Genomic DNA, 23,043 nt, shown 5'->3' with positions numbered 1-23,043 from the left:
TGGGCGTCAGTCCTTGCCTTCCATCGCCGCGGCCATTTCCGCGAGCTTGCGCACGGTGTTGAGATTGCGCGACGTTCCAGTCTTCAGCGCCGGCAGCTTCAGCTTCGAGCGGCCGGAGCCGTTGGGATAATGCACGTAGATTTCCCGGCCGGCGAGTTTCGCCTCCTCGCCGTCGGGCGCCACCATCTTTTCCAGCGCATCGCCGGGCGGCTTTTCGGGCAGGAAGTAGACCAGCAGGAAGTTCGGCTTGGCCCTGGGGAAGGGTGCGTCGGCGGCAAGCTTGTCGAGTTCTTTGCGGCTGCGCACCATCACGCCTGGGCGTTTGCCCATCGTCTTGCCGAGCACCTCGTCGAGCCGCTCCTCCACCGTCTTTTCCGCCTCATCCGAGCGGAAAAGCACGTTGCCGCTCTGGATGTAGGTCTTCACGTCGGAAAAGCCGAGGCCTTCGCAGATCGCCTTCAGTTCGGCCATCGGCAAAGAGCCGGTGCCGCCGACATTGACGGCGCGCAGCAATGCAACAAAGACCGTCATCGGCTCCTCCGAATCCTTTACATCTTGCCGGCAACCTTGATTGCAAACGCATACTCAAAGGCAATCTCTTCCAGCCGTTGGAAGCGGCCCGAGGCGCCGCCATGGCCGGCATCCATGTTGGTCTTGAGCAGGATCGGCGCGTCGCCCGTCGTCTTGTCGCGCAGCTTCGCCACCCACTTGGCCGGCTCCCAATAGGTGACGCGGGGGTCGGTCAGGCCGCCGAGCGCCAGGACCGGCGGATAGGCCTTTGCGCCGACATTGTCATAGGGCGAGTAGGATGCGATCTGCTCGTATTCTTCCTTGCTGTCGATCGGATTGCCCCATTCCGGCCATTCCGGCGGGGTGAGCGGCAAAGTGTCGTCGAGCATGGTGTTGAGCACGTCGACGAAGGGAACGGCGGCGATGAGGCCGGCAAACTTCTCCGGCGCCATGTTGGCAACCGCACCCATCAGCATGCCGCCGGCCGATCCGCCCTCGGCGATGATCTTCGCGTAAGAGGTGAACTTCTGTTGATTCAGATAGTCGGCCGCTGCGACGAAGTCCCTGAAGGTGTTCGTCTTTTTGTCCATCTTTCCGTCTTCGTACCAGGAAAATCCCTTGTCCTTGCCGCCGCGGATATGGGCGATGGCATAGACGAAGCCGCGGTCGGCGAGCGACAGGCAGTTGGTGTTGAAGCCGGCCGGAATGGTGATGCCGTAGGCGCCATAGCCGTAGAGCAGGCAGGGCGCGCTGCCGTCGAGTGGGGTATCCCTACGATAGAGCAGGGTGACCGGCACCTTCTCGCCGTCCCACGCCGGAGCGAAGACGCGGCGGGTGACGTAGTCGTCGGGATTGTGACCGGACGGCACTTCCTGCGTCTTCAACAGCGTGCGCTCGCGCGTCACCATGTTGTAGTCATAGAGCTGCGACGGTGTCGTCATCGAGGAATAGGAGAAGCGGATGATATCGGTGTCGTATTCCGCCGCGCCCTGCAGCCCCAGCGAATAGGCTTCCTCGGCAAAGGCGATCGCATGTTCCTCGCCGGTCTTGCGGTCGCGGATCATGATCTGCGGCAGCCCGTCCTTGCGCTCCAGCCACAGGAGATGGCGGGCATAGGCCATGTGGCTGATAATAAGCGTGCCGGGCTTGTGGGCGACCACTTCGCGCCAGTTTTCCTTCACCGGATTGTCGACCGGCGCTTCCATGATCTTGAAATCCTTGGCGCCGCCGTCATTGGTGAGGATGTAGAAGACGTCGCCGCCCTCGGTCAGCGAATATTCGATGCCTTCCTCGCGCGCCGCCACCAGCTTCGGCTCGGCGGTCAAGTCCTTGGTCGACAGCAGCCGGTATTCGCTGGTCTCGTGGTCGTGGATGTCGATATAGATGACATCGTCGAGCAGCGAGCCGCCGACGCCCATGAAGAAGCCGGCATCGGCTTCCTCATAGACCAGCCGGTCTTCCGACTGCGGCTGGCCGAGAATGTGGTGGAACACCTTCGATGGCCGGTGATTCTCGTCGAGTGCCGAATAGAAGAAGCTCTTGCCATCCGGCGCCCAGACGCCGCCGCCGCCGGTATTCTCGATCCGGTCCTCGAGGTCTTGCCCGGTCTGGAGGTCGCGCACCTTCAGCGTGAAGAACTCCGAACCCTTGTCGTCGTAACCCCAGATGCCGCGGTTGTGGTCGCTCGTATGGTCGAGGCCGGCGAGGCGGAAATAGGCCTTGCCGGCCGCCTCCTTGTCACCGTCGAGCAGCACGGTGCGGATCGCCTCGTCGGCGACATTGCCGTCGCGGGCGATGCGGAAATAACGCGGCTGTTCGCCGCCGGTGACATAGAAGGTGCCGTAGGCATAGGCGCCGTCCTTCATCGGCACCGAGCTGTCGTCTTCCTTGATGCGCCCGCGCATCTCGGAAAACAGCGCCTTCTGCAGCGGCTTGGTGTCCTCCATCGCCGCGTTCATATAGGTGTTTTCAGCTTCGAGATGGCGGCGGATCTCGGGATCGAGGATCGACGGATCCTTGAACATCGCCTGCCAGTTAGCGGCGCGCAGCCAGGCATAGTCGTCCGTGCGGGTGATGCCGTGGCGCGTATCGGAGATCGGCTTCTTCGGTGCGGCAGGCGGGGTCGGCAGGCTCTTGAAAGCGGACAAGGAATGGCTCCGGTGGGAATGTCGGGTTGGCAAGAGATAGAGGCGCACTGGTCCGGGATCAAGCGGCAAGGGTGTGGCAAGGGCGCGGATGACCTTCCACAAACAAGGAGGACACTTTGCCCGCCCTGCCTTGATGTCACCACAATATTTAAGAAAGTCCGCTCTCGTCGCGCGAAATTTGCACGTGCCAAGCCTCCGGCAAGCCGCCTGTGGCAGGGTGAAGAATGGACAACAGTAAGGGATTTTCTCCGCAATGCCGAAACGTCTGCTCCTGTTTGTATCCCTCGCAAGCCTCGCTGCCCCCGCCTTTGCCGTCGATCCCGCCATCAAGAAGCAACTGGAAAAACTCGATCCCTCGACCCGCCTGGAACAGAGTTGCGACACAGAGGCGATGAGCCGCATCAACAAGGACAGCACCGGCTTCAAGCCCGACAAGGTGATCGCCTACACCTTCAAGGACCCGATCCCCGGCGACAATTCGCTGGACGCGCCGGGTGCCGTCTTCCGCAGCAAGGGCGACTGGTACCATCTCTCCTACAATTGCATCACCGGTCCGCAGCATATCAATGTGCGCGAACTCAACTACGAGATCGGCGAGAAGGTGCCGCGCGAGAAGTGGGACAAGTATTATCTCTATGATTGATGCTGCCCTGTCCGTCCAGGCGGCTGCGGTGACATCCGGCCGCATGGCGCCGGGGGAGAGCCGCCGCTAAAATCGGCAGCTCGAATCATAGAAATCCATCGTATGAACCGCATCCTGCTCGCTTCGGCGTTCCTTCTGGTCAGCATCTCCGCTGCATTGGCGGACGAAATTCCGTCAGCCGTGCCGGCCGCGCTCGGTCAGGTCCCGGCTGCAGTCAGTCCGGCCCCGAAGGCGCCGGCGCCAAAACTCGTCGAGCCGCATCTGCATATCGCCCGTTCCAATGTCGCCGGCCATGCCCGTGTTGCGCTGACCTTCGATGCGTGCATGGGGCAGGCGGACGAGCGCATCCTTTCGACCTTGGTGCGTGAACGCATCCCGGCAACGATCTTCGTCACCGCCCGCTGGCTGAAGCGCAATCCCGCTGCGGTCGCCGTGTTCCTGCAGAATCCCGATCTCTTCGAACTCGAAAATCATGGCCAGAACCATATTCCGGCCGTCGACACGCCGACGCTGATCTATGGCATCGCGTCTGCCGGCTCGCCGCAGGCGGTGCGGCAGGAAGTCGAAGGCGGCGCTGCCGCGATGGTCGCTGCCGGCATCCCGGCGCCGCACTGGTTCCGCGGCTCGACCGCCAAATATGATCTTTCCGCCATCGGCGAGATCCGCGCCATGGGCTATCGCATTGCCGGTTATTCGGTGAATGGCGACGGCGGCTCGTTGCTCGGGGCTGTGATCACCGAAAAGCGTATCGCCTCGGCCAGGGACGGCGACGTCGTCATTTCCCACGTCAACCAGCCGACCCATGCGGCCGGCGAGGGGGTGGCGAAGGCGCTGGTCGATCTCAAGGCCAAGGGCACGCAATTCGTCCGCCTCCAGGATGTCGAGGACACCGGCGACGACAAGACGACCGAATAACGGCCGAAGCTTCTTCCGTCTCGAACCAGATTTACCGCAGCATGATTTCCGGTCGGAATCGCTCGTGCAGCGTTCTTAAGCCCGGTCCGTCGCGGTCGACGGCAAAATCCTCGAACCAATCCCGTTGCATGCCAGCCAGCATGGCGCCGATCATTTGCGCGGCGAGATAGGAGAAGGTGATGCCGTTGCCGCCGTAGCCATAGGCTGCGAACACATGTGGTATCTCCGGCACCGGACCGATCAGCGGCAGGCCGTCGGCCGTCTCGCCGAAGGTGCCGCACCAGGCATGGGCGACGCGTGTATCCGCCTTCGGCCACAGCCGCTTCATCTTCTCTTGGATTGCGGCGATCTTTGCCGGCAGCTTGCGGTCGCGCGCCTCCGCGTCGCTCGTCTCGTCGTCCTCGCCGCCGGCGACGATGCGATTGTCCGGTGTCGTGCGCATGTAGAGATAGGGGTGGCTATCCTCCCAGATCAGCGCCCTGTCGCGCCAGAAATTTGCCGGGTCTTGCGGCACGGTGGCGAGCGCCCAGCTCGAACTCGACCGGTGCAGTTTCGGCATGTCGAGGCCCGGCATCGAATAGCCGGTCGCAAGCACGACATGCCGCGCCTCGATGACGTGGCCTCCATCCGTCTCCGCCATGACGCGGTCACCTTCGCTGTGAAGCGCAGCCACGGAAGCGTTGACCAGCCGCGCGCCGCGCCGGACGGCCATCTCCAGAAGCTCCCAGGTCAGAAGCAGCGGATCGCACTCCGCCGAACCCGGCGAATAGATCGCACCATCCCGGTCGAGTTCGAATTGTGTGAAGAGATCGGGATGTTCGAGATAGACGCCGGGCAGGCCCGCCCGGCGACGAAGCTGGCGCTCCTCCAGCAGGTTGCGCGCGCCTTCGCGGCCATCAGCCAGATAGAGCGTATTGCGAGACCGGAAGCCGCAGGCGATCTCGTTTGCGGCGATCAGCTTGGAAAGGCCGGCGACCGCGGCACCACTGCGGCGGTAGATGCCGGCCGCACGCTCGAAACCGTAATAATCCTCGAGCTCGGTGAGGGTGCTGTCGATTTCCCATTGCAGCATCGCCGTGCTGGCCGCGGTGCTGCCGAAACCGGGCTCTTCCCGATCGATGATAACAACGGAGAAACCCCGGGCCGTCAAATGTTCGGCAACCAATGCGCCGGTAATGCCGCCGCCGATCACGGCGATGTCGGTGGAAAAGCTCTGCTCGATCGGCCGCCATTCGGGCCGAATGCCGCTTTTTCCCCAGAGAGAACGGCCGCTGACCATCTGGTCATGATCGGATTCGGTAAGGTCGAGATCAGCTGCCACGAAGGTTTCCCCGGTTGATTATTTCGGCAATTGCGGCTGCGGTTTTTCCTCGATCAGCAACTCGTCGATAATAGTCATGACGATCAGCGAAAGCGGCAGCGCCAGCATGGCGCCGACGGCACCCCACATCCATGTCCAGAACAGGATGGCGAGGAAGACGACGAAGGGATTGATTTCCAGCCGCCGTCCCATCACCGCCGGGAAGATCAGGTTCTCCATGAGGAGATGCACGGTGAAGAAGGCTGCCGCCGGCATCAGTCCGATGAGGATGCCATCATGGGTCAGGATGCCGGCGACCGCGACGGCAAGTGTCATCAGCGTGATGCCGAGATAGGGGATGAAGCTCGACAGGAAGGCGAAGAAGCCCCAGAGCACCGGGGCCGACAGCCCACCGGCATAGGCGATGACAGTCATGACGACGCCGAGCCCGACATAGATCAGCGAGGCCGTGGCGAAATAGAAGCCGAGCACCTGCTCTACGGCATTGATGACACGGATTGCCGCCAGGCGTTGCGTGCGGGTGCGGAAGGTCATGATGATCGTCTTGCGCAAGTTGACCCGACCAGCGAGGAAGAACAGCAGCGCCGCAAAGAAGATCATCCCCTGCACCAGCGCCGGCGTCAGGCTACTGGTCACCACGTGCAGCACGTTGCCGGTGTTTTCGAGCAGCGCACCGATCGACATTGACCCGCTTTCGAATGTCGCCGGCGTGATATGCAGCCATCTGATGCGTTCCAGATATGGCATGACGCGGTTTATGGTTCGCTCGGCGAAGGCCGGCCCCTCATTGGCAAGTGTCATCAGCGGGTCGGCAAGCGAGTTGATCAGCAGGAAGATCACCAGCGCCACGGCGCTCGACAGCATGAAGGCGTTGGCAAGCCGCGGCACTCCCATCTTGCCAAGCTTTTCTGCCGCCATGCCGAGGATCATGCCGACGACGACGGCAAGTGTGATCGGGATGAGGATCAGCGACATCAGGTAGACCGCGGCAAGAAAAAGAATGCCGAAGATGCCGATGATCGCCCAGGCCATGCTGACGTCGAGCCCATCCTTTTCCAGACGGTGCAGCGGAGGCGGCGGCAGTTCTTCCGCAGCTTCCTTCAGCGACTGTGCCCAGGCGCTGGTGTGGCGTTCGCCGATCGCGATTTTCTTTGCTTGTTTGCGGATGCCATTGGCGATGCCCATGCGGTGAGGTCCCCGAAGCCCCATTGCTTCCTCACGGAAACGCACCGATAGGGTTCCGGTTCCCTGAAGGAACGACCGCCTGTGAAGGTGCATCCGGCATGTCTTTGCGCCGATGGCATTGCCCGCATGGCGTGAGCGTCTTCAACCGCTATGGCTGATCTGCGGCAACCTGGAAATTACGCCGACAGCGTCAGGCCGATGCCCCAGGGATCCCTGAGGAATACGCCGCCGTCGCGCTTCTCGCTTTTGATCTCCAGCGCATCGAGCTTGGAGACCGCCGCATCCAGCGTCGCCTTGTCGTTGAAACGGATCTTGTAGTCCGAAAGCCCGGTCATATTGCTGGCGCGAGCCGTCGCGCCGCGGCTATTCCAGATATTGGCGCCGAGATGGTGATGATAGCCGCCGCTCGCAAAGAAGCTGGCGCCGGGATAGCGCGCCATCAGCTTGAGGCCGAGGACGTCGCGGTAAAAGGCGTCGGCCTGCGGGATGTCGCCGACCTGCAGATGCAGGTGACCGATCGCCGTCCCCACAGCCATGCCGTTCCAGCGCTCATCAGGCGCGCTGTTATAGAGCGCCTGCAGGTCGAGGCGAAGCGTCGCCATCTCCACCATGCCGTCCTGGTGGAATTTCCATTGTTCGTGCGGCCGGTCGGCATAGATCTCGATGCCGTTGCCTTCGGGATCGGAAAGATAGATCGCCTCGCTGACGAGATGGTCCGAGGCGCCGTCGAGCGCGACATTGTTCTGTGCCGCATGGCGCAACCAGCGTGCGAGCTCGGTCCTGCTCGGCATCAGGAAGGCGGTGTGGAAAAGGCCGGCGGCATTGCGCGGCGCGATGGTCGCATCTTTTGCGGTCGTCAGCGTCAGCAAAGGGAGATCGCCGACACCCAGCACTTCGCCGCTCGCCGTCTTCTCGATGACCTTCAGGCCAAGCATCGATTGATAGAAACCGGAAACGAGGCCAAGGTCGGTGACGACGAGATGCGACTGGTCGATATAGGCGGGCCGCGTCAGCGCATAGGAAGTTTCGGTCGTCATGGATTGTTCTCCTGCCTCTGAATTGGCCTGTAAGAGAGAAGGCGTACCGGCGGTGGCGGCAAACATGCCGCCTGTGGCAAGCCCGAGGAAGTTTCGCCGGTTCATTCGCCTCTGGTCCCTCGGTTGCCGTACTTGATCCCTATATGGCGCATTCCGATTGTTCACAGAAGGCCCGTTTTTGAGGATGAAGCGTTGAACAGATGTTGACGATGACTTGCGCCCACTTGATCGCCGTCAACGCGCCCATATCTTATTTAGAGGAAGCTTATAAATACTAGTCATGGAGGGAAGCCATGTACAGAAAGATCATCGTAGCGATCGCGCTCGGCGGCATCGAAAAGGGAGAAAAGATCCTCCGCAAGGCCGCGTCCTTGCTCGATGACGGCGGTGAGATCATCGCGCTCAACGTTATCGAAGATGTGCCGAGCTATGTCGCGATCGAGTTGCCTGCCAATATGGTCGAGGACGCCATGCAGGACAGCCGCGACAAGCTGCAAGCGCTGCTGACAACCACCGGCGTCACGGCAACCGTCGAGATCGCCAACGGCCCGCCTGCCAAAGCCATCATCTCGACCGCCGAAAGCCACGGCGCCGATCTGATTATCGTCGCCTCACACGTTCCGGACTTTTCCAACTACTTCATCGGCGCCACCGCCGACCGGGTCGTGCGTCATGCCAAATGCTCGGTGCTGGTCGACCGGCAGAAGATTTGATTTTTGCGCCACTGCGGCCTGTCACGAAGATTTACCGCCGGTGCGCTTTGCCGCAGTTGCGCGCCCGCCGGTTCGATGCGACGATTGCAATCGGGGTATGAAACGGATTGGCGTGCATGGCCGAGTTCAACGGCATTCGCTGGGCTTATGATAAATACGAACTGATCGCCGACGGTATCGTCCATGGCGTCGGCCTCGTGCTGGCGCTGATCGGGGCCACCGTGCTGATTTTCTACGCCACGGTCTGGAGTTCTTACGGCGCGCTCGCGGCCGCCTGGATCTATGGGGTCGGGCTGGTGCTGACGCTTGCCATTTCCTTTTCCTACAACGCCTGGCCGGTCTCGCGCACGAAATGGTTTCTGCGCCGCTTCGATCATTCGGCGATCTTCCTGCTGATCGCCGCCACCTACACGCCCTTCCTCGAACGCGGCGCCGACGACCCGCTGCTCTTGTTCATGCTGGTCGCGATCTGGCTGTTCGCCGCCGTCGGCATTGTCCTGAAATGCGTCTTCCCCGGGCGTTATGACCGATTTGCCATCCTGCTTTATCTCGCAATGGGCTGGAGCGGCGTGCTGGTGGCCGGGCCCGTCGCCTCGCGCATTCCTTCCGCCTCGATGCTGCTGATCGTCATCGGCGGCGTCATCTATTCGCTCGGCGTTATTTTCCATGTCTGGGAGAAGCTGCGCTTTCAAAACGCCATCTGGCATGGTTTCGTCGTCACCGCCGCAGCTGTGCATTATTCGGCCGTCTTCACTTGCTTCAGCCTGTCGGCGCCGGGGGTCTGAACGACGGTCGTTTACATCTGTCGGGGTCGGGCGTATGCCGCCTTCACAGACAATACGAACCGGGCAATCATGACAGACGCTGTCCTCCTCCGCGACGCCACCGAAGCCGATCTTTCCGCCATCCGCGATATCTACAATCACGCTGTCGAGCACACGACGGCGATCTGGAACGACACACTGGTCGATCTCGAAAATCGGCTGGAATGGTTCAGGGCGCGCAAGGCGCGGGGCTTTCCCGTCATCGTCGCCGAAATGTCGGGCAAGGTCGCAGGCTACGCCTCCTATGGCGACTGGCGGGCCTTCGACGGCTACCGCCATACGGTCGAGCATTCCGTCTATGTCGACAAGGATTGCCGCGGTGCCGGCATCGGCGAGCGCCTGATGCGGGAATTGATCGCGCGTGCTGCGGCCGGCAACATCCATGTGATGATCGCCGGTATCGAAGCGGAGAACATAGCCTCGGTCAGGCTGCACGAAAAGCTTGGGTTCCGTATCGCCGGCAGATTTTCCGAGGTCGGCACCAAATTCGGCCGCTGGCTGGACCTGACTTGCATGGAACTTCGCCTGCCCGGCAAGGTGGATTGATCCACCTGCCCGGCAAGATGGATTGATCCACCTGCCCGGCAAAGCCCCAAACTCATTAGGCAAAGCCCCAGACCCATCCGGCAAAGCCATTGTGAACGGCGCGCGCCATCTTTTTATTGTAGTCTGAGCTGTGTAAGAATGTGGACGCAGTCTGCTTCGCGGAAGGCGGCCTGAAAGCGTCATGTAAGCGTCATGGGGGTGAATAGTTCAATGGCAATGCAAAGATCGTCGCTCGGTCTCCTTGCCCTCGTCCTTCTGGCATTTCCGCCGGTTGTAGCCCGGGCCGCCGATTGCGGCAGCATGGCCTCGCCGAAGCTCGACTGGCAGGAATGCACCAAGAAGAACCTGATGCTGCAGGGCAGTGATCTCGAAGGCGCCAATCTCGTCGGCACCGACTTCTCGCTGACCGATCTCGCTGGCGCCAACTTCAAATCCGCCAATCTGGAGAAAGCGACGCTGGTGCGCGCCTCACTCGAGGGCGCACACGCTGAAGGCGCCAACTTCGCCAAGATCGAGGCCTATCGCTCCAGCTTCGCCAATATCGCCGCCGATGGTGCTTCCTTTGCCGGCGCCGAGCTGCAGCGGGCCAATTTCGCCGGCGCCCGGCTCGCCGGCACGAGCTTCGAAAAGGCCGAGCTCGGCCGCGCCGACTTCGACAAAGCGGTGCTGACGGGTGCGAAATTCTCGTTCGCCAATCTCTCCCGTGCCGATCTCTCCGGCGCGACCTTCGAAACCACGCCGATGTTCGATCGCGCCTTCATGTTCCTCACTCGCATCGAAGGCCTTGACCTCTCGGCCGCAGCAGGGCTCGAACAGGCCCAGATCGACCTTGCCTGCGGCGATGCCTCGACCAAGCTGCCGGCCGGCCTCTCCGCCCCGACGACCTGGCCCTGTCCAGCCGAGCGCGAGTAACCAGGCGGGTCTGAACCGCTCTATGTCCGGTCCGTGATGTAGAGGTAGAATTCCATTATGCCGCCATCGGGACTGCCTGTTTTGGCGAATGTTTCCCGCCGCCGGTGCACCCGCTCCGCAACACGTTGCGAGGGAATGTTGTCGGGCCTGACGATGGAGACGATGCGCGCAAGGCCAAGGTCATGAAGCGCGTGGTCGCGGCAGGCGGCGGCCGCCTCGATCGCATAGCCCTTGCCCCAATGGTCGCGCCACAGATGATAGCCGATCTCGGGTTCCAGGCCCGCGGAGGTTTCCTGCAGCGTGATGCCGCAATCGCCGAGCAATGTGCCGCTCTGCCGGTCCGTCACCGCCCAGAGGCCGAAGCCGTGACTGGTATAACTGTCGAAGGCGAGCCTCTGGAACCAGCGCGCGGTTTCGTCGAAACTCTTGATGCCGGGGTAATACCGCATGCATTCGGCATCGCCGAAAATGCGGTGGAGAAACGGCAGGTCGGCAGGCGTGATCTCCCGCAGCGTCAGCCGCTCGGTCTTCAGGATATCGCGCGCCATCGGCCTTCTCCTGGTATCGCCGATCCGTCGATAGCGTCTACGACGGAGGAAGTCAGCGGCCCATCACATCGGAATGGGCCGCTTGCCGATTGCGGGGCTGCGCGCCTACTTCCCGGGCTCGAACACCATGGAATGGCCGTTGATGCAGTAGCGCAGGCCGGTCGGTGGTGGCCCGTCGGGAAAGACGTGGCCGAGATGGGCTTCGCAGCTGCCGCAACGGATTTCGGTGCGCACCATGCCAAAGGCCGTGTCGCGATGCTCCGTCACCGCTTCGGGCGACACTGCTTCGAAATAGCTCGGCCAGCCGCAGCCGGCATCGAATTTCGTGTCGGAGCGGAAAAGCGGCGCATTACAGCCGACGCAGCGGTAAAGCCCTGTCTCGAAGGAGTCCCAGTAGGGGCCGGTAAAGGCGCGTTCGGTACCGTGCTGGCGCGTGATGCGGTATTGCTCGGGGGTGAGCTGCTCTTTCCATTCGTCATCGGTTTTGTGGATCTTGGCGGTGGTCGCAGTTTCGGACATGAGGTGCTCCTTTCGCCGAGGGGCGGTTCCGTTTGCGCAAAATGTGGTGCGCCGCGTTCACTTCATCAAGTCTCCAGCGCCGCGCCATCAGATTGGCGGCATACCGCAATTGGAGGAAGACGCTTGCTTTTACATCCGTTAGGGGTTTTCTGTTAGGGTTAATGTTACGTGCATTGGAGAATCACTGGTGTTTGAGGCAGCAATCGTCCTGCTCTACGGCCTGGTGGCCGTGGCCGCCATGGCGGTCACGCTGTTGGAAGGCTGGGCCAACCATGACGGCTTTACGCTCCATCGTCTCGCCGGACTCTTCGCCTGCCTGCTCTGGCCGCTGACGCTTGTGGTCTTCATCCTGCACGGTTGCATCGCCCGGCTGCTGTCGCGTCTTTCCCGATCGATGGCCTGATCGACTTCGAACATCGCCATGCAGTGGGGCCTGCGGCCGAAATCACTTGAGACGCTCCCCCGTTTCGCCTAAGCCAGAAGACAGGCTGGGTTTCTCTGGCTTTTCGTCTGTTGCCTTTACAGCGCCGCGCGCCTTGTCGGACGTGCGAAGGACTGTAACATTTTGAATTATGCAGTAGAGAATTATGCAGTAGAGGAGGGGACATGGCCGATGTCACGGCTCTGACATTTCTGGCCCTGTGTCTGCCGCTCGTCGGCGCTCTTGCTGCCCCCTTCGTCATCCGCATCTTCGGCGCAAACGGTGCCTGGCTCCTGGCGATCGCTCCCTTGCTCGCCTTCCTGCATTTCCTGCGTTTCGTTCCCAAGATCGCGCGCGGCGAGGTCGTCACCGGCGGCTATTCCTGGGTGCCGAGCTTTCATCTCTCCTTCTCCTGGTTCCTCGACGGCCTGTCGCTGGCTTTCGCACTGCTGATCACCGGTATCGGCACTCTGATCGTGCTTTATGCCGGCGGCTACCTCAAAGGACACAAGGATCAGGGCCGCTTCTTCTCCTTCATCTTCCTCTTCATGGGCGCGATGCTCGGTGTCGTCGTTTCCGACAGTTTCCTGATGCTCTTCGTCTTCTGGGAGCTGACGTCGATCACTTCCTTCCTGCTGATCGGCTTCGATCACGAGCGTGCGGCGGCTCGCCGCGCAGCCCTGCAGGCGCTTGTTGTGACCGGTGGGGGAGGGCTCTGCCTGTTGGCCGGTCTGCTGTTGCTCTGGAATATCTCAGGCGTCACTGAGATGTCGCGGCTCATGGGAACGCGCGATGTCGTGCGCGAAAGCCCGTTCTATCTCGCAGCCCTCCTTCTGGTCCTGGGCGGCGCCTTCACCAAGTCGGCGCAATTTCCCTTCCATTTTTGGCTGCCGAACGCCATGGAGGCGCCGACGCCGGTTTCCGCCTACCTGCATTCGGCGACGATGGTGAAGGCGGGCGTCTATCTGCTGATGCGGCTCAATCCCGTCATGGGGGCAACGCCTGCGTGGGAGATCCTACTGCCCTTCTTCGGCGGGCTGACGCTGGTGGTCGGCACTGCGCTCGCCATCCGCCAGACCGACCTGAAGCTCAAGCTCGCCTATACCACCGTCTCCTCGCTCGGCCTGCTCGTCATGCTGATCGGCTTCGGTTCTGACCATGCGGTGGAGGCGGCGGCGCTCTATCTGGTGGCGCATTCCCTCTTCAAGGGCGCGCTCTTCATGGTCGCCGGCATCATCGATCACGAGACCGGCACGCGCGACATTACCAGGCTGCGTGGCCTGATGCGGGCGATGCCGCTCACCTGGATGATTGCACTTGCGGCGGCCTTCTCGATGGCCGGCCTGCCGCCCTTCTTCGGCTTCCTCGCCAAGGAGGAGATCTATACGGCACTCATCGGCGGCGATGTCCGCGCACTCACCTTTACCGCCATAACCGTCTTCGGCAATGCGCTGATGTTTGCCGTCGCCTTTGCCGTGGCGCTGAAACCCTTCCTCGGTCAGCCGGTGGAGACGCCGAAACCTCCGCACGAAGCGCCCGTCCTGCTTTGGCTCGGCCCGGCCGTTCTCGCCGTCCTTGGCCTGCTCGCGGCGATCTTTTCGACCTTCACCCACACCGTCCTGTCCTCGCCGATCGCCTCCGCCATCCGCCAGACACCCATCGAGATCGATATTTCGCTGACGCCGCATATCGGCCTGCCCTTAGCGCTCTCCGCCCTGACCGTGCTGCTCGGTATCGGCGTCTACTGGCAGCTCGCGCGCGCCCGTTTCCTGATGGCCGTCTTCTTGCATGCGGCCGGGCGCGGGCCGGATCACGGTTTCGACCTTGCCATATCGGGCCTTGTCCGCTTCGCTGGCCGCCTCATGCGTGTCCTCCAGCCGGGGCGGCTGGAGATCTATGTCACCTGCACCTTCCTTTGCGTCGCCGCCATCCTCATCGTCCCGCTCGTCGTCTATGGCGAACTGCCGCGCCCTCCGGCCTGGCCGGCCGATGTCAGGCTCCATGAATGGGCGGTCTTCCTGATCGCCGCCTTCGGTCTTGCCGCCGTGCTCGTCGCCCGCGACCGGCTGACGGCGATCGTCTCGCTCGGTATCCAGGGCTTCGCCGTCGCCATCATCTTCCTGCTGTTCGGCGCGCCGGATCTGTCCTTCACCCAGTTCATGGTCGAAACCCTTTCGGTGGTGATCCTTGCCTTGGTCATGACCAGGCTCCGTCTCTCGCCCGCCGATCGGCGGCCGCTCGGCCGCAAGCTCTTCGACGGTGCGCTGGCGCTCGCCTGCGGCCTTGGCTTCACGCTTTTGCTGATGCGGGCGACGCAGGCGCCGTTCAACGACGCGCTGACGGCTTTCTTCAACGCCTATTCCAAATCGATCGCCCACGGCGCCAATGTCGTCAACGTTATCATCGTCGATTTCCGCGGCACCGACACGCTCGGCGAAATCGCCGTCGTGGCGGTCACCGGCCTTGCCATTCTGGCGCTGATCCGCATCCGCGCCGGCAGCGAGCGCAAGCTTGCCGCCAATGATCCCGCGGCGGAGGGCTGATCGCGTGAACACCCTCATCTTCCGCACCGTCGCCCCGTTTCTCACCGCGCTGATGCTGCTTTTTTCCGTTTTCGTGCTGCTGCGCGGCCATAACGAGCCGGGCGGCGGCTTCATCGGGGGGCTGATCGCTGCCTCGGGACTGGCGATCTACGGCATTGCCCGCGGCGTTGGTGCCGTTCGCCGCGCGCTGTTTTTCCATCCGCTGTCGATTGCCGGCTTTGGCTTGCTCCTGTCGACCGCGGCCGGTCTTCTCTCCATCCTGTTTGCCGTTCCCTTCATGACCGGCCTCTGGATCTATCCGACGCTTTTCGGCGCCGAAGTGCCGCTGTCCAGCGTCATGCTCTTCGATGTCGGCGTCTATCTCGTCGTGCTCGGCGCCATCACCTCGATCGCACTGGCGCTCGAGGAAAAGGAGGTGGAATGATGGAGCCGCTTCTTGCGATCCTCGTCGGCCTGTTCTTTGCCGCCGCCATCTATCTGATGCTGTCGAAATTCTCGATCCGGATCATGCTCGGCATCGCCATCCTCGGCAACGCCGTCAACCTCCTGCTCTTTACCGGCGGCCGGCTGACGCGCGAGGTGCCGCCGATCATCCCGGCGGGTCTCGACAGCCTGCCCGCAGGCACGGCCAACCCGCTGCCGCAGGCCCTCATCCTGACGGCGATCGTCATCTCCTTTTCCTTCCTTGCCTTCCTGCTGGTGCTGACCTACCGCGCCTATCAGGACCTCGGCACCGACAACACCAGCGACATGCGCGCCGCCGAGCCCGACGACCGGCCGCTGCCGCCACTGGGATATTGAGGCGGATGTTGGTGCGGATGCTCAACCCATGGCAAGCCCTCTCTCGCGATAGCGGAGGCGCCATCTGATGGCCGCCCCCGCCTCCACTATCGATCTCTCCGCCGCCCTGATCACCGCCCCGGTGCCCATCGGTCATTGGCTCGCCATCCTGCCGGTCGCCCATTGCATCACGCTCGGCGCAGTCCTGCTGATGCTGCGCGGCTATCCCCGCCTGCAGGCCTGGCTTGCCATCCCCGGCCTTGCGGCGCTGGCGCTGATCGATGCGGCGCTGCTCACCAAGGTCGCGGCCGAGGGGCCGCTGACCATGGTCATGGGCCGCTGGCTGCCGCCCTTCGGCATCGCCTTCACCGTCGATCTCTTCAGTGCGCTGATGGCCTTCACCGCAGCCCTTGCCGCGCTCGCCGCCAGCGTCTATGCGCTGGCCGATATTGGCGAAAGCGGCCGGCGATACGGTTTTTTCCCGCTGCTCATGCTGCTGATGGCCGGCGTCACCGGCGCCTTTCTCACCGGTGATATCTTCAATCTCTATGTCTGGTTCGAGGTGCTGCTGATCTCCTCCTTCGGGTTGATCATCCTTGGTTCCGAACGTGAGCAGATCGACGGCGCGCTGAAATATGCGGTGCTCAATCTGATCGCCACGACCCTGTTCCTGGTCGGCGTCGGCATCCTCTATGCCGCCTTCGGCACGCTCAACATGGCCGATATCGCGGCCCGGGCGAGGGATTTGCGCGGCACGGCGCCGCTGATGACGCTGGCAAGCCTCTTCCTGCTCGCTTTCGGCATGAAGGCGGCAGCCTTCCCGGTCAATTTCTGGCTGCCCGCCGCCTACCATACGCCGCGCATCACCGTCTCCGCTCTGTTTGCCGGCCTGCTCACCAAGGTCGGAATCTACGCGCTGATCCGGGTGATGGTCATGCTGCTGCCGGCGGAACGTCAGGAGTTGAGCCCGGTGATCGCGCTCGCCGCCGCCGCGACCATTCTCGTCGGCGCTCTCGGCGCGCTTGCCGAAAACGATATTCGCAGGCTGTTCGGCTATATCGTCATATCGGGCATCGGCAACATGCTTGCGGGGGTCGCCCTCGGCGGGCTCGGCGGCATCAGCGGTGCGGTCTTCTATGCGCTCCATTCCATGGTGCTGATGACGGCGCTTTATCTTGCCGCCGGCGAGATCGCCCGGCGCGGCGGCGGCTTTTCGCTGTCGGCCCTCGGCGGGCTCTATCGGCAAAGTGGCGGCTTCACCGCTCTCTCTCTCGTGCTCTTCCTTGCCGCCTGTGGTCTGCCGCCCTTTTCCGGCTTCTGGCCGAAAGTCATTCTCGTCAAGGCCTCGCTCGATCTCGGCGCGTGGTGGCTGGCGGCCTCGATCCTCGTCGGCGGTTTTCTGACGACGATCGCCTTCGGCCGTCTCTTCCTGCTCGCCTATTGGCGCCCGGCACCGATAGGCCTGACGCCGACAGTCCTGGTGGCGTCTGGGGCCAGGTGGCGCACGGGCCTGCCGCTCGCCGCGTTGACAGCGCTGGTCGTCGGCTTCGGGATCGTGCCGGAACAGCTGCTGGCGCTGTCGCAATCGGCCGCCGCCGGCCTTGCCGATCCAGAGGCCTATCTTCATTCGGTCTTCCCGGAAGGAGGCGTGCCGTGATCTTCTTCCTCTTCAACCTGCTGCTTGCCATTGCCTGGCTCACTGTTACCGGCAGCGCCTCGCTGCACAATCTCGTCCTCGGCGTCCTGCTCGGGGCCTTGGCGCTGGTCATCATCCGCGAATCCTTCCGCGGCAAGGGGTATCATATCCCTCGCGTCCGCCCGGTTCTCTCGCTCGCCGCGCTGTTCTTGAAGGAATTGTCGCTGTCGGCCTGGAGGGTCACGGTCACCGTCCTCTCGCCCGATATGAAGCTGAAACCCGGCATCTTCGCCTTCCCTTTGACGGTGACGAGCGATTTCGAGATCACTTTGCTGGCAAACCTCATCACGCTGACACCCGGCACGCTTTCGGTCGACGTCTCCACAGATCGCCGCACGCTCTATGTTCACGCGCTCGATTGTTCCGATCCCGAGGCGACCAAGCGCGATATCGCCAACGGTTTCGAACGCAAGATCATGGAGGCCTTCCGGTGATCACACCCGCCGCCATCGTCGCGGTCGCATCCTCGGCCGCACTCGTCATCCTCGGCCTGGCGCTGATCCTCGCCGTCTGGCGCGTCGTTGCCGGCCCGACATTGCCGGACCGAATCCTCGCCCTCGACATGCTGACCGGCATCGCCATCGGTTTCATCGCCGTCATCGCGGTCAAGACCGGCTTTTCGCTCTATATCGATATCGCCATCTCGCTCGGCCTCGTCAGTTTCCTGGCGACTGTCGCCTTCGCCCGATTCGTGCTGTCGCGCGGCAACATCACATCGAAGCCGTCCGCATCTGCGACAAACGGCAACACGCAACAGCGGGCAGGGGGCAAGAAGCGATGATCGATTATATCGTGGCCGCCATCACCGCCCTGCTGCTCCTCGTCGGCGCGCTCTTTGCGCTTGCGGCGGCGATTGGCCTGGTCAGGCTGCCCGATCTCTACACTCGCATGCACTCGGCCTCGAAGGCGGGGACTGTCGGCTCCGGCCTGTTGCTCCTTGCCGCCGGCCTCTATTCGCAAGATCCGGCGATTCTCGCCCGTGCCGTCGCTGGCTTTATCTTTTTCCTGCTGACGGCGCCGGTGTCTGCCCATCTGCTTGCCAAAGCAGCCCATCGCTCGGGATATGATCTCGATGCCCTCTCGGTTCGTGACGATATCAGGGATCGTTGAGCCTATGCTGTTCGGCAACTTTACCAGATTTATGCAAAACTTATGCACAGGAAGCTGTGAGTAAAGCTTGCCGGAGAGCCCCTCAATTCTTCATCTGTCATTTTTTCTCAAGAAAAACGACAAATAATAATTGGCGTTTCGACCAAACGATGGTATTTGAAAATGCAAGTAGAGTTCTGATTGTGAATTACAATCGTACTGCTTCCAAGTCCCTCAGTTTTGATTTTTAATGTCTAAACTGAGGCCATCGCCTGGAGCATGACGTAGTGGTTTCCGGTCAGGCAGTATAAGAACAGGTTACGCTCTTCGGAATCTAGGGGTGGATTTCGCGTTTTTCGAAACAGAAGGTCGATTCCTGCGCTTTTGCTGTTCGCTTCTACGAGGCGGGTCTTTGGCGTGTCAGTCAAAGGCCGTTTGAGCATGCTAACAGGAGAAAAAATATGACGGATATAGCGACCGGCAATGCGCCGGAGCTGCTTGTGGAACTGACAGCCGACATTGTCGCGGCCTATGTCAGCAACCATGTTGTACCGGTCAGCGACCTGGCCAATCTGATTTCCGACGTGCATTCGGCACTGAGCAACACGTCCGTACCGCAGCCTGCTGCGGCGATCGTCGAAAAGCAGAAGCCTGCAGTTTCTGTCCGCAAGTCCGTACAGGACGAGCAGATCACATGTTTGGAATGCGGCGGCAACTTCAAGTCCCTCAAGCGTCACTTGATGACGCATCACAGCCTCTCGCCGGAAGAATACCGCGAGAAATGGGACCTGCCGACCGATTACCCGATGGTAGCGCCCGCTTATGCCGAAGCGCGTTCGCGCCTGGCAAAGGAGATGGGCCTCGGGCAGCGCCGCAAGCGCGGCCGCGGCTGAGCTTTTTCGAAAGCATCGACGACAAAAAAGCCGGGTCTTGTGCCCGGCTTTTTTGTGCGCCTTTTCAAGGCGAGGAAAATAATCTCGATGGAGCCAGTCAGAAACGTGCGAAACGGTTTTCCCAGGCAAAGCGCGAAGCGGTTTTGCCGGGAATCGGCTAAAGCTAAAGGTTGAAGCGATCCTGTGGTTCAATCAAAAGCTGAGCGGCGTTGGTATTCAGGCCTTCGCAGATGATTCGGGCGGGCGCCAAGATAGTGTGAGCGACCCTGTCTTATGCTTTGCCGACAGGCTTAGAATGTATTCCTATACTATCAGCAAGTGTTAATGTATTCGATGTGCCAAGGCAGGCGCTGCCGGAATCGATCGGCTGTGGCTCTGAAAGCCGATCAGCCATCATCACCGTCAAGCCGCGGCGCGAACTCTTGCCTCTTCGCGGATCCTGTTCACCATCGAGCGCAGTCCGTTCGAGCGCTGCGACGAGAGGTTCTCCACCAGGCCGATTTTCGAGAATATCTCGAAGGCATCGAGTCCGGCGATCTCGGATGCCATCTTGCCGGAATAGGTGGCAAGCACGATGGCGACGAGGCCGCGCACGATATGGGCGTCGGAATCACCTTCGAAGCTCATGACCGGGTCGTCGGGATCGCCTGTGGTATGCGTCACCAGCCAGACCTGGCTGGCACAGCCCATCACCTTGTTCTCGGAGGTGCGCTTCTCCTCGGCCAAGTCGGGCAATGCCTTGCCGAGTTCGATGACATAGCGGTAACGGTCTTCCCAATCGTCCAGGAAAGCGAAGTCGTCGATGATCTGGTCGAGGGATGCCATGGAGAAGCCTTTCACTGTTAAAGCAGTTCCAGCAAAAGTGCGCAGCGGTTTTGCGTCCGGAATGCGTCAGGAAATGCTCTACAAGTGCATATAGGTGAAAGACCGGCGGATTTGAACCGCTAAAGCAATTCCAGGAAAAGTGTGAAGCGATTTTCCCAGGCAAAGCGCGAAGCGGTTTTGCCGGGAATTGTGTAAACCAAGATAGAAAAACGCCGTGAGGGATGGGCATCCTCACGGCGCAGCAACATGCTGAATTAAACAGGGCAGGCACGTCAGGCATGGGGTTCTCCGCGTCATGCGGACCACCGATGCAAGCTATAAAACCGAAAGGTATTGCGGACGAATGCCCGCGAAAAATTTCGTCAGATCGCCGGCTTTGGCGTCGGCAGCGGAATTGCGCCTGTTACCACCGTTTCGGCTGCGGCATCATCTTCGACCGGCGGGCGGTAAGGCATCGGCTGGTTGAGCGCAGCCTTTGCCTCGCGCACCTTTTCCTGGATGGCAGGCGGGGTGAGGGAAGGCATGTTGAGCGCCACCGGCATCTGCGGTTCGGCAAGCCTTGCGGTCGCCGGCGCCTCGTCCTTGAACTGGCTGTCGAGAAGTTCGTAAGCAACACGGGCACCTTCACGGGCCCGGTAGCCGAGCGCGGTGAGGGTCTCGCTGCCCTTGGCGCAGACTTCGGGCTTCTCCGAGCACATGCCGGTCAAATAGTCATAAGCGCCGCTTGCCGCCGTGAACGCGTCGGAAAGCTGCAATTGCGGGCCGTTGGCGAGCTTGTCGGAACTCTCCGTGCTGAAGACGGAAAGAAGCACGAGCACGAGGCCAAACCAGAAGGATCCTTTGATCAGAAACCACATTGTCGTCGCCCATCCTGTTTCCCCGTCCGGTTCTTTTCGCCGAATCAGGCCGGTTGTCCGGTGTGTTTTCACCCTACCGCCAAGTTGCGAATGCCGCTTTTCGAAACTCACGCGCATTTGCGGCAAATTTAGTTCAAATTTTAGCGAACGGTATTTGAGGGACATTTTAGTCGAATGCGAGCGATCGCCGTTAAGCATCAGGGCAGCACCTGCTTGCAATTGCAGGACTTTTGCCGGCTCGCCTTGCCACAGGAGTTAACGCAATGCTGAAATATGAGGAAAATCCGTCGCTTACCCCCTATTAACCACAAAAGGCAAAGAGCCTTCCAGATGCTTCAAAACGGGAATTTCAGCCGTTTCAGGCTGTGAACAGCGCTTTTGCCTTATCCTTTCTTTAAGTCGCCAAGGCCTATTGTCCGGATCGATCGACAGCCTTTCGGGCGGGTATTGCGTGCGTGTATTGAGTAACATTGGCGGCTGGATGACGGCCCTCGTAGACCGGGCAGCGACAAGCTGGCTCTCCCGGACGGGCGGCGGTGAAGCCGTGCGCCAACGCGAGCTCGCGATCCTGCGCCGCCTCGTACTGTTCTCGTCGGCCGCTCTCGTTGCCGCGCCCATCGGCCTTTCGGCGGTCACCAGTCCTGCCGTCGCCTTGCCGGCGGGTGTCGCCATGGTCTGCGCCGCCTTTCTCTTTTCCGCCGTTGGCAGCATCGCGCTCGCCCGTCAGGGTTCGTCGGCCGGTATCGCCACACAGTCGGCTGAGGATTTCTTCCTTGCCGCCACCCCGGGCCTCGTCTTCTTCCTCGACCCGCACGGCAGTGTGGCGACGGTCGGCGGTCGCGACCGCCGCGATTTCCTCGCCTGGATGCGCGATCCCAAGGGCAGGGGCTTCCTCGAGCAGGTGCATGTCTCCGACCGCATCCTTTTCCTGCAGGCGCTTGATGACCTGCGCCGAGGCGAGGACGCTCAGAGCGTCGATCTGCGCATCGACCGGCCCTCGGTCTCGCGCGATCAACGCCAGTTCGCCTATCTCAGAATGGACATGACGGCCCGGCGCGATGCCGATGGCGAACTTGCCGCCATCATTGCGCAGCTGCGCGACGTCTCCGTCGAGCAGCAGCTGCGTGACGAAGCCCAGAACCGCGCGGCGGATGCCGAATCGGCAAACGACGCCAAGTCACGCTTCCTCGCCGCCGTCAGCCATGAGCTGCGCACGCCGCTGAACGCCATTCTCGGTTTTTCCGATATCCTGATCGGCGAATATTTCGGCAAGTTTGAAAACGACCGCCAGCGCGAATATGTCGGCCTGGTCCGCGAATCCGGCGCGCATCTGCTGTCCGTCGTCAACACCATGCTCGATATGAGCAAGATCGAAGCCGGTCGCTACGAGCTGATCCTCGAAGCCTTCGATATATCAAGCTCCGTCAAATCCTGCGAATCGATGCTGGCCTTGCAGGCCAAGACCAAGGGCCTCACCCTGACGAGCCGTATCCAGCGCGGCCTCGGCGAGGTTGTTGCCGATCAGCGCGCCATCCAGCAGATCCTCATCAACCTCGTCGGCAATGCCATAAAGTTCACCGAGGCTGGCGGCGTCGTCTCGGTCGATGCGGCAGCGCGCGACGGCATCCTCAAGCTGACGGTCAGCGATACCGGCATCGGCATCCCGGCCGACAAGCTGGCATTGCTTGGCCAGCCCTTCGTCCAGATCCAGAATGATTATACCCGCCAGTTCGAAGGCTCCGGCCTCGGTCTCTCCCTGGTCAAGGGGCTGGTGGCGCTGCATGGCGGGTATTTCGCCATCGCCAGCCAGCCGGGCGAAGGCACGATCATCACCATCGAGATCGCGATGGACGGCTCGGGTGCTCAGCACGCCGAAGACGCCGGTCATGGCGCGACCGTCGAGTTTCCGCCGCGGCTGAAGGGCGCGGTCAACACAGGCGCAGAATTGGAAGAGGGGCGTTTCGATGGCCGCGCGCAAGCGAAAATCGCCTAAGGGAAAAAGGGGACGGCAGCAGCCGGGCCTTCTGATGTCAGGCGCTGCCGCCCTCGGCGGACTCGGCCTGCAGGGCGCCTCCGTGCTGGGCGGGCTCAGTCTGCAGGGCGCCTCCGTGCTCGGCGG

25 protein-coding genes are annotated in these 23,043 nt (G+C 61.7%); 16 read left to right on the top strand and 9 right to left on the bottom strand.

The genetic code is table 11. From position 1 onward, the window contains the following. Positions 1–6: 6 nt before the first annotated feature. Positions 7–531: a DUF1697 domain-containing protein gene (locus MOV76_RS23865; protein ID WP_247265412.1), complete on the bottom strand. Its 525-nt coding sequence runs from the start codon at positions 529–531 to the stop codon at positions 7–9. Between the two features lie 17 nt (positions 532–548). After that, positions 549–2,657 carry a S9 family peptidase gene (locus MOV76_RS23860; RefSeq protein ID WP_247265411.1) on the bottom strand — a complete coding sequence of 703 codons (2,109 nt, stop codon included), beginning with the start codon at positions 2,655–2,657 and terminating at the stop codon, positions 549–551. Positions 2,658–2,910: 253 nt separating this feature from the next. Here MOV76_RS23860 and MOV76_RS23855 point away from each other — a divergent pair, with 253 nt between their 5' ends. Both MOV76_RS23855 and MOV76_RS23850 read left to right on the top strand, forming a co-directional pair. Next, entirely contained in the window at positions 2,911–3,300 is a 390-nt protein-coding gene (locus tag MOV76_RS23855) for a DUF930 domain-containing protein (protein ID WP_003557772.1), read from the top strand. Between the two features lie 102 nt (positions 3,301–3,402). Further along, entirely contained in the window at positions 3,403–4,215 is an 813-nt protein-coding gene (locus MOV76_RS23850) for a polysaccharide deacetylase family protein (RefSeq protein WP_018446261.1), read from the top strand. Positions 4,216–4,246: 31 nt separating this feature from the next. Here MOV76_RS23850 and MOV76_RS23845 read toward each other — a convergent pair whose 3' ends face one another. From MOV76_RS23845 to MOV76_RS23835, 3 genes are all read right to left on the bottom strand, one after another. Continuing rightward, complete coding sequence (locus MOV76_RS23845) at positions 4,247–5,536, bottom strand: FAD-binding oxidoreductase (RefSeq protein ID WP_247265410.1); 1,290 nt, start codon at positions 5,534–5,536, stop codon at positions 4,247–4,249. Positions 5,537–5,554: 18 nt separating this feature from the next. Beyond that, positions 5,555–6,721 carry an AI-2E family transporter gene (locus tag MOV76_RS23840; protein WP_018241245.1) on the bottom strand — a complete coding sequence of 389 codons (1,167 nt, stop codon included), beginning with the start codon at positions 6,719–6,721 and terminating at the stop codon, positions 5,555–5,557. Positions 6,722–6,897: 176 nt separating this feature from the next. After that, positions 6,898–7,758 carry a VOC family protein gene (locus MOV76_RS23835; protein ID WP_247265409.1) on the bottom strand — a complete coding sequence of 287 codons (861 nt, stop codon included), beginning with the start codon at positions 7,756–7,758 and terminating at the stop codon, positions 6,898–6,900. A 293-nt stretch (positions 7,759–8,051) separates the two neighbouring features. Between MOV76_RS23835 and MOV76_RS23830 the strand changes: the two genes are divergently transcribed. From MOV76_RS23830 to MOV76_RS23815, 4 genes are all read left to right on the top strand, one after another. After that, a complete protein-coding gene (locus tag MOV76_RS23830) occupies positions 8,052–8,471 on the top strand; it encodes a universal stress protein (RefSeq protein WP_018241247.1) in 420 nt (139 codons plus the stop codon). A gap of 116 nt (positions 8,472–8,587) precedes the next feature. Further along, on the top strand, positions 8,588–9,256 hold the full coding sequence (locus tag MOV76_RS23825) for a PAQR family membrane homeostasis protein TrhA (protein WP_026188320.1): 669 nt from the start codon (positions 8,588–8,590) through the stop codon (positions 9,254–9,256). A 69-nt stretch (positions 9,257–9,325) separates the two neighbouring features. Next, complete coding sequence (locus MOV76_RS23820) at positions 9,326–9,841, top strand: GNAT family N-acetyltransferase (protein WP_113543379.1); 516 nt, start codon at positions 9,326–9,328, stop codon at positions 9,839–9,841. 210 nt (positions 9,842–10,051) lie between these two features. Next, positions 10,052–10,753, top strand: coding sequence for a pentapeptide repeat-containing protein (locus tag MOV76_RS23815; RefSeq protein ID WP_018241250.1), 702 nt, complete (start codon positions 10,052–10,054; stop codon positions 10,751–10,753). 20 nt (positions 10,754–10,773) lie between these two features. On the opposite strand, the gene MOV76_RS23810 is transcribed toward MOV76_RS23815, so the two are convergent. Both MOV76_RS23810 and msrB read right to left on the bottom strand, forming a co-directional pair. Next, positions 10,774–11,301, bottom strand: coding sequence for a GNAT family N-acetyltransferase (locus tag MOV76_RS23810; RefSeq protein ID WP_028733866.1), 528 nt, complete (start codon positions 11,299–11,301; stop codon positions 10,774–10,776). A gap of 105 nt (positions 11,302–11,406) precedes the next feature. Beyond that, the gene (msrB, locus tag MOV76_RS23805; protein WP_018241252.1) at positions 11,407–11,820 is read right to left on the bottom strand and encodes a peptide-methionine (R)-S-oxide reductase MsrB; all 414 of its coding nucleotides are present in this window, start codon (positions 11,818–11,820) and stop codon (positions 11,407–11,409) included. Between the two features lie 187 nt (positions 11,821–12,007). Here msrB and MOV76_RS23800 point away from each other — a divergent pair, with 187 nt between their 5' ends. The 9 genes from MOV76_RS23800 to MOV76_RS23760 all read left to right on the top strand — a co-directional run bounded on the left by MOV76_RS23800 (position 12,008) and on the right by MOV76_RS23760 (position 19,242). Next, positions 12,008–12,223, top strand: coding sequence for a hypothetical protein (locus MOV76_RS23800; protein WP_018241253.1), 216 nt, complete (start codon positions 12,008–12,010; stop codon positions 12,221–12,223). A gap of 203 nt (positions 12,224–12,426) precedes the next feature. Then, positions 12,427–14,784: a putative monovalent cation/H+ antiporter subunit A gene (locus tag MOV76_RS23795; RefSeq protein ID WP_247265408.1), complete on the top strand. Its 2,358-nt coding sequence runs from the start codon at positions 12,427–12,429 to the stop codon at positions 14,782–14,784. A 4-nt stretch (positions 14,785–14,788) separates the two neighbouring features. Next, entirely contained in the window at positions 14,789–15,208 is a 420-nt protein-coding gene (locus MOV76_RS23790; RefSeq protein ID WP_018446250.1) for a Na(+)/H(+) antiporter subunit B, read from the top strand. Continuing rightward, a complete protein-coding gene (locus MOV76_RS23785; protein ID WP_032994420.1) occupies positions 15,208–15,585 on the top strand; it encodes a Na+/H+ antiporter subunit C in 378 nt (125 codons plus the stop codon). Before MOV76_RS23790 ends, MOV76_RS23785 begins: the two co-directional genes overlap by 1 nt. Before the next feature lie 67 nt (positions 15,586–15,652). Then, entirely contained in the window at positions 15,653–17,221 is a 1,569-nt protein-coding gene (locus tag MOV76_RS23780; protein ID WP_028733868.1) for a Na+/H+ antiporter subunit D, read from the top strand. Beyond that, positions 17,218–17,694, top strand: coding sequence for a Na+/H+ antiporter subunit E (locus MOV76_RS23775; RefSeq protein WP_018446248.1), 477 nt, complete (start codon positions 17,218–17,220; stop codon positions 17,692–17,694). The genes MOV76_RS23780 and MOV76_RS23775 overlap by 4 nt, the downstream gene beginning before the upstream one ends. Next, positions 17,691–18,041: a cation:proton antiporter gene (locus MOV76_RS23770; RefSeq protein WP_247265407.1), complete on the top strand. Its 351-nt coding sequence runs from the start codon at positions 17,691–17,693 to the stop codon at positions 18,039–18,041. Before MOV76_RS23775 ends, MOV76_RS23770 begins: the two co-directional genes overlap by 4 nt. Continuing rightward, on the top strand, positions 18,038–18,370 hold the full coding sequence (gene mnhG / locus MOV76_RS23765) for a monovalent cation/H(+) antiporter subunit G (RefSeq protein ID WP_193444764.1): 333 nt from the start codon (positions 18,038–18,040) through the stop codon (positions 18,368–18,370). Before MOV76_RS23770 ends, mnhG begins: the two co-directional genes overlap by 4 nt. Positions 18,371–18,810: 440 nt before the next feature. After that, a complete protein-coding gene (locus MOV76_RS23760) occupies positions 18,811–19,242 on the top strand; it encodes a MucR family transcriptional regulator (RefSeq protein WP_003557810.1) in 432 nt (143 codons plus the stop codon). A gap of 402 nt (positions 19,243–19,644) precedes the next feature. Here MOV76_RS23760 and MOV76_RS23755 read toward each other — a convergent pair whose 3' ends face one another. Together MOV76_RS23755 and MOV76_RS23750 are read right to left on the bottom strand one after the other, a co-directional pair. Continuing rightward, on the bottom strand, positions 19,645–20,067 hold the full coding sequence (locus tag MOV76_RS23755; protein WP_018446245.1) for a SufE family protein: 423 nt from the start codon (positions 20,065–20,067) through the stop codon (positions 19,645–19,647). A gap of 362 nt (positions 20,068–20,429) precedes the next feature. Further along, positions 20,430–20,924 (bottom strand): DUF5330 domain-containing protein, encoded by a 495-nt coding sequence (locus MOV76_RS23750; protein ID WP_028733871.1) that lies wholly within the window; start codon positions 20,922–20,924, stop codon positions 20,430–20,432. Between the two features lie 412 nt (positions 20,925–21,336). Between MOV76_RS23750 and MOV76_RS23745 the strand changes: the two genes are divergently transcribed. Further along, positions 21,337–22,917: a HAMP domain-containing sensor histidine kinase gene (locus MOV76_RS23745; protein ID WP_026230643.1), complete on the top strand. Its 1,581-nt coding sequence runs from the start codon at positions 21,337–21,339 to the stop codon at positions 22,915–22,917. The last annotated feature ends 126 nt before the right edge of the window (positions 22,918–23,043 follow it).

The sequence above is a fragment of the Rhizobium sp. PRIMUS64 genome, assembly GCF_023006465.1.
In the GTDB taxonomy this organism is placed as follows: domain Bacteria; phylum Pseudomonadota; class Alphaproteobacteria; order Rhizobiales; family Rhizobiaceae; genus Rhizobium; species Rhizobium leguminosarum.
This window is presented reverse-complemented; position numbering and strand designations above follow the sequence as displayed.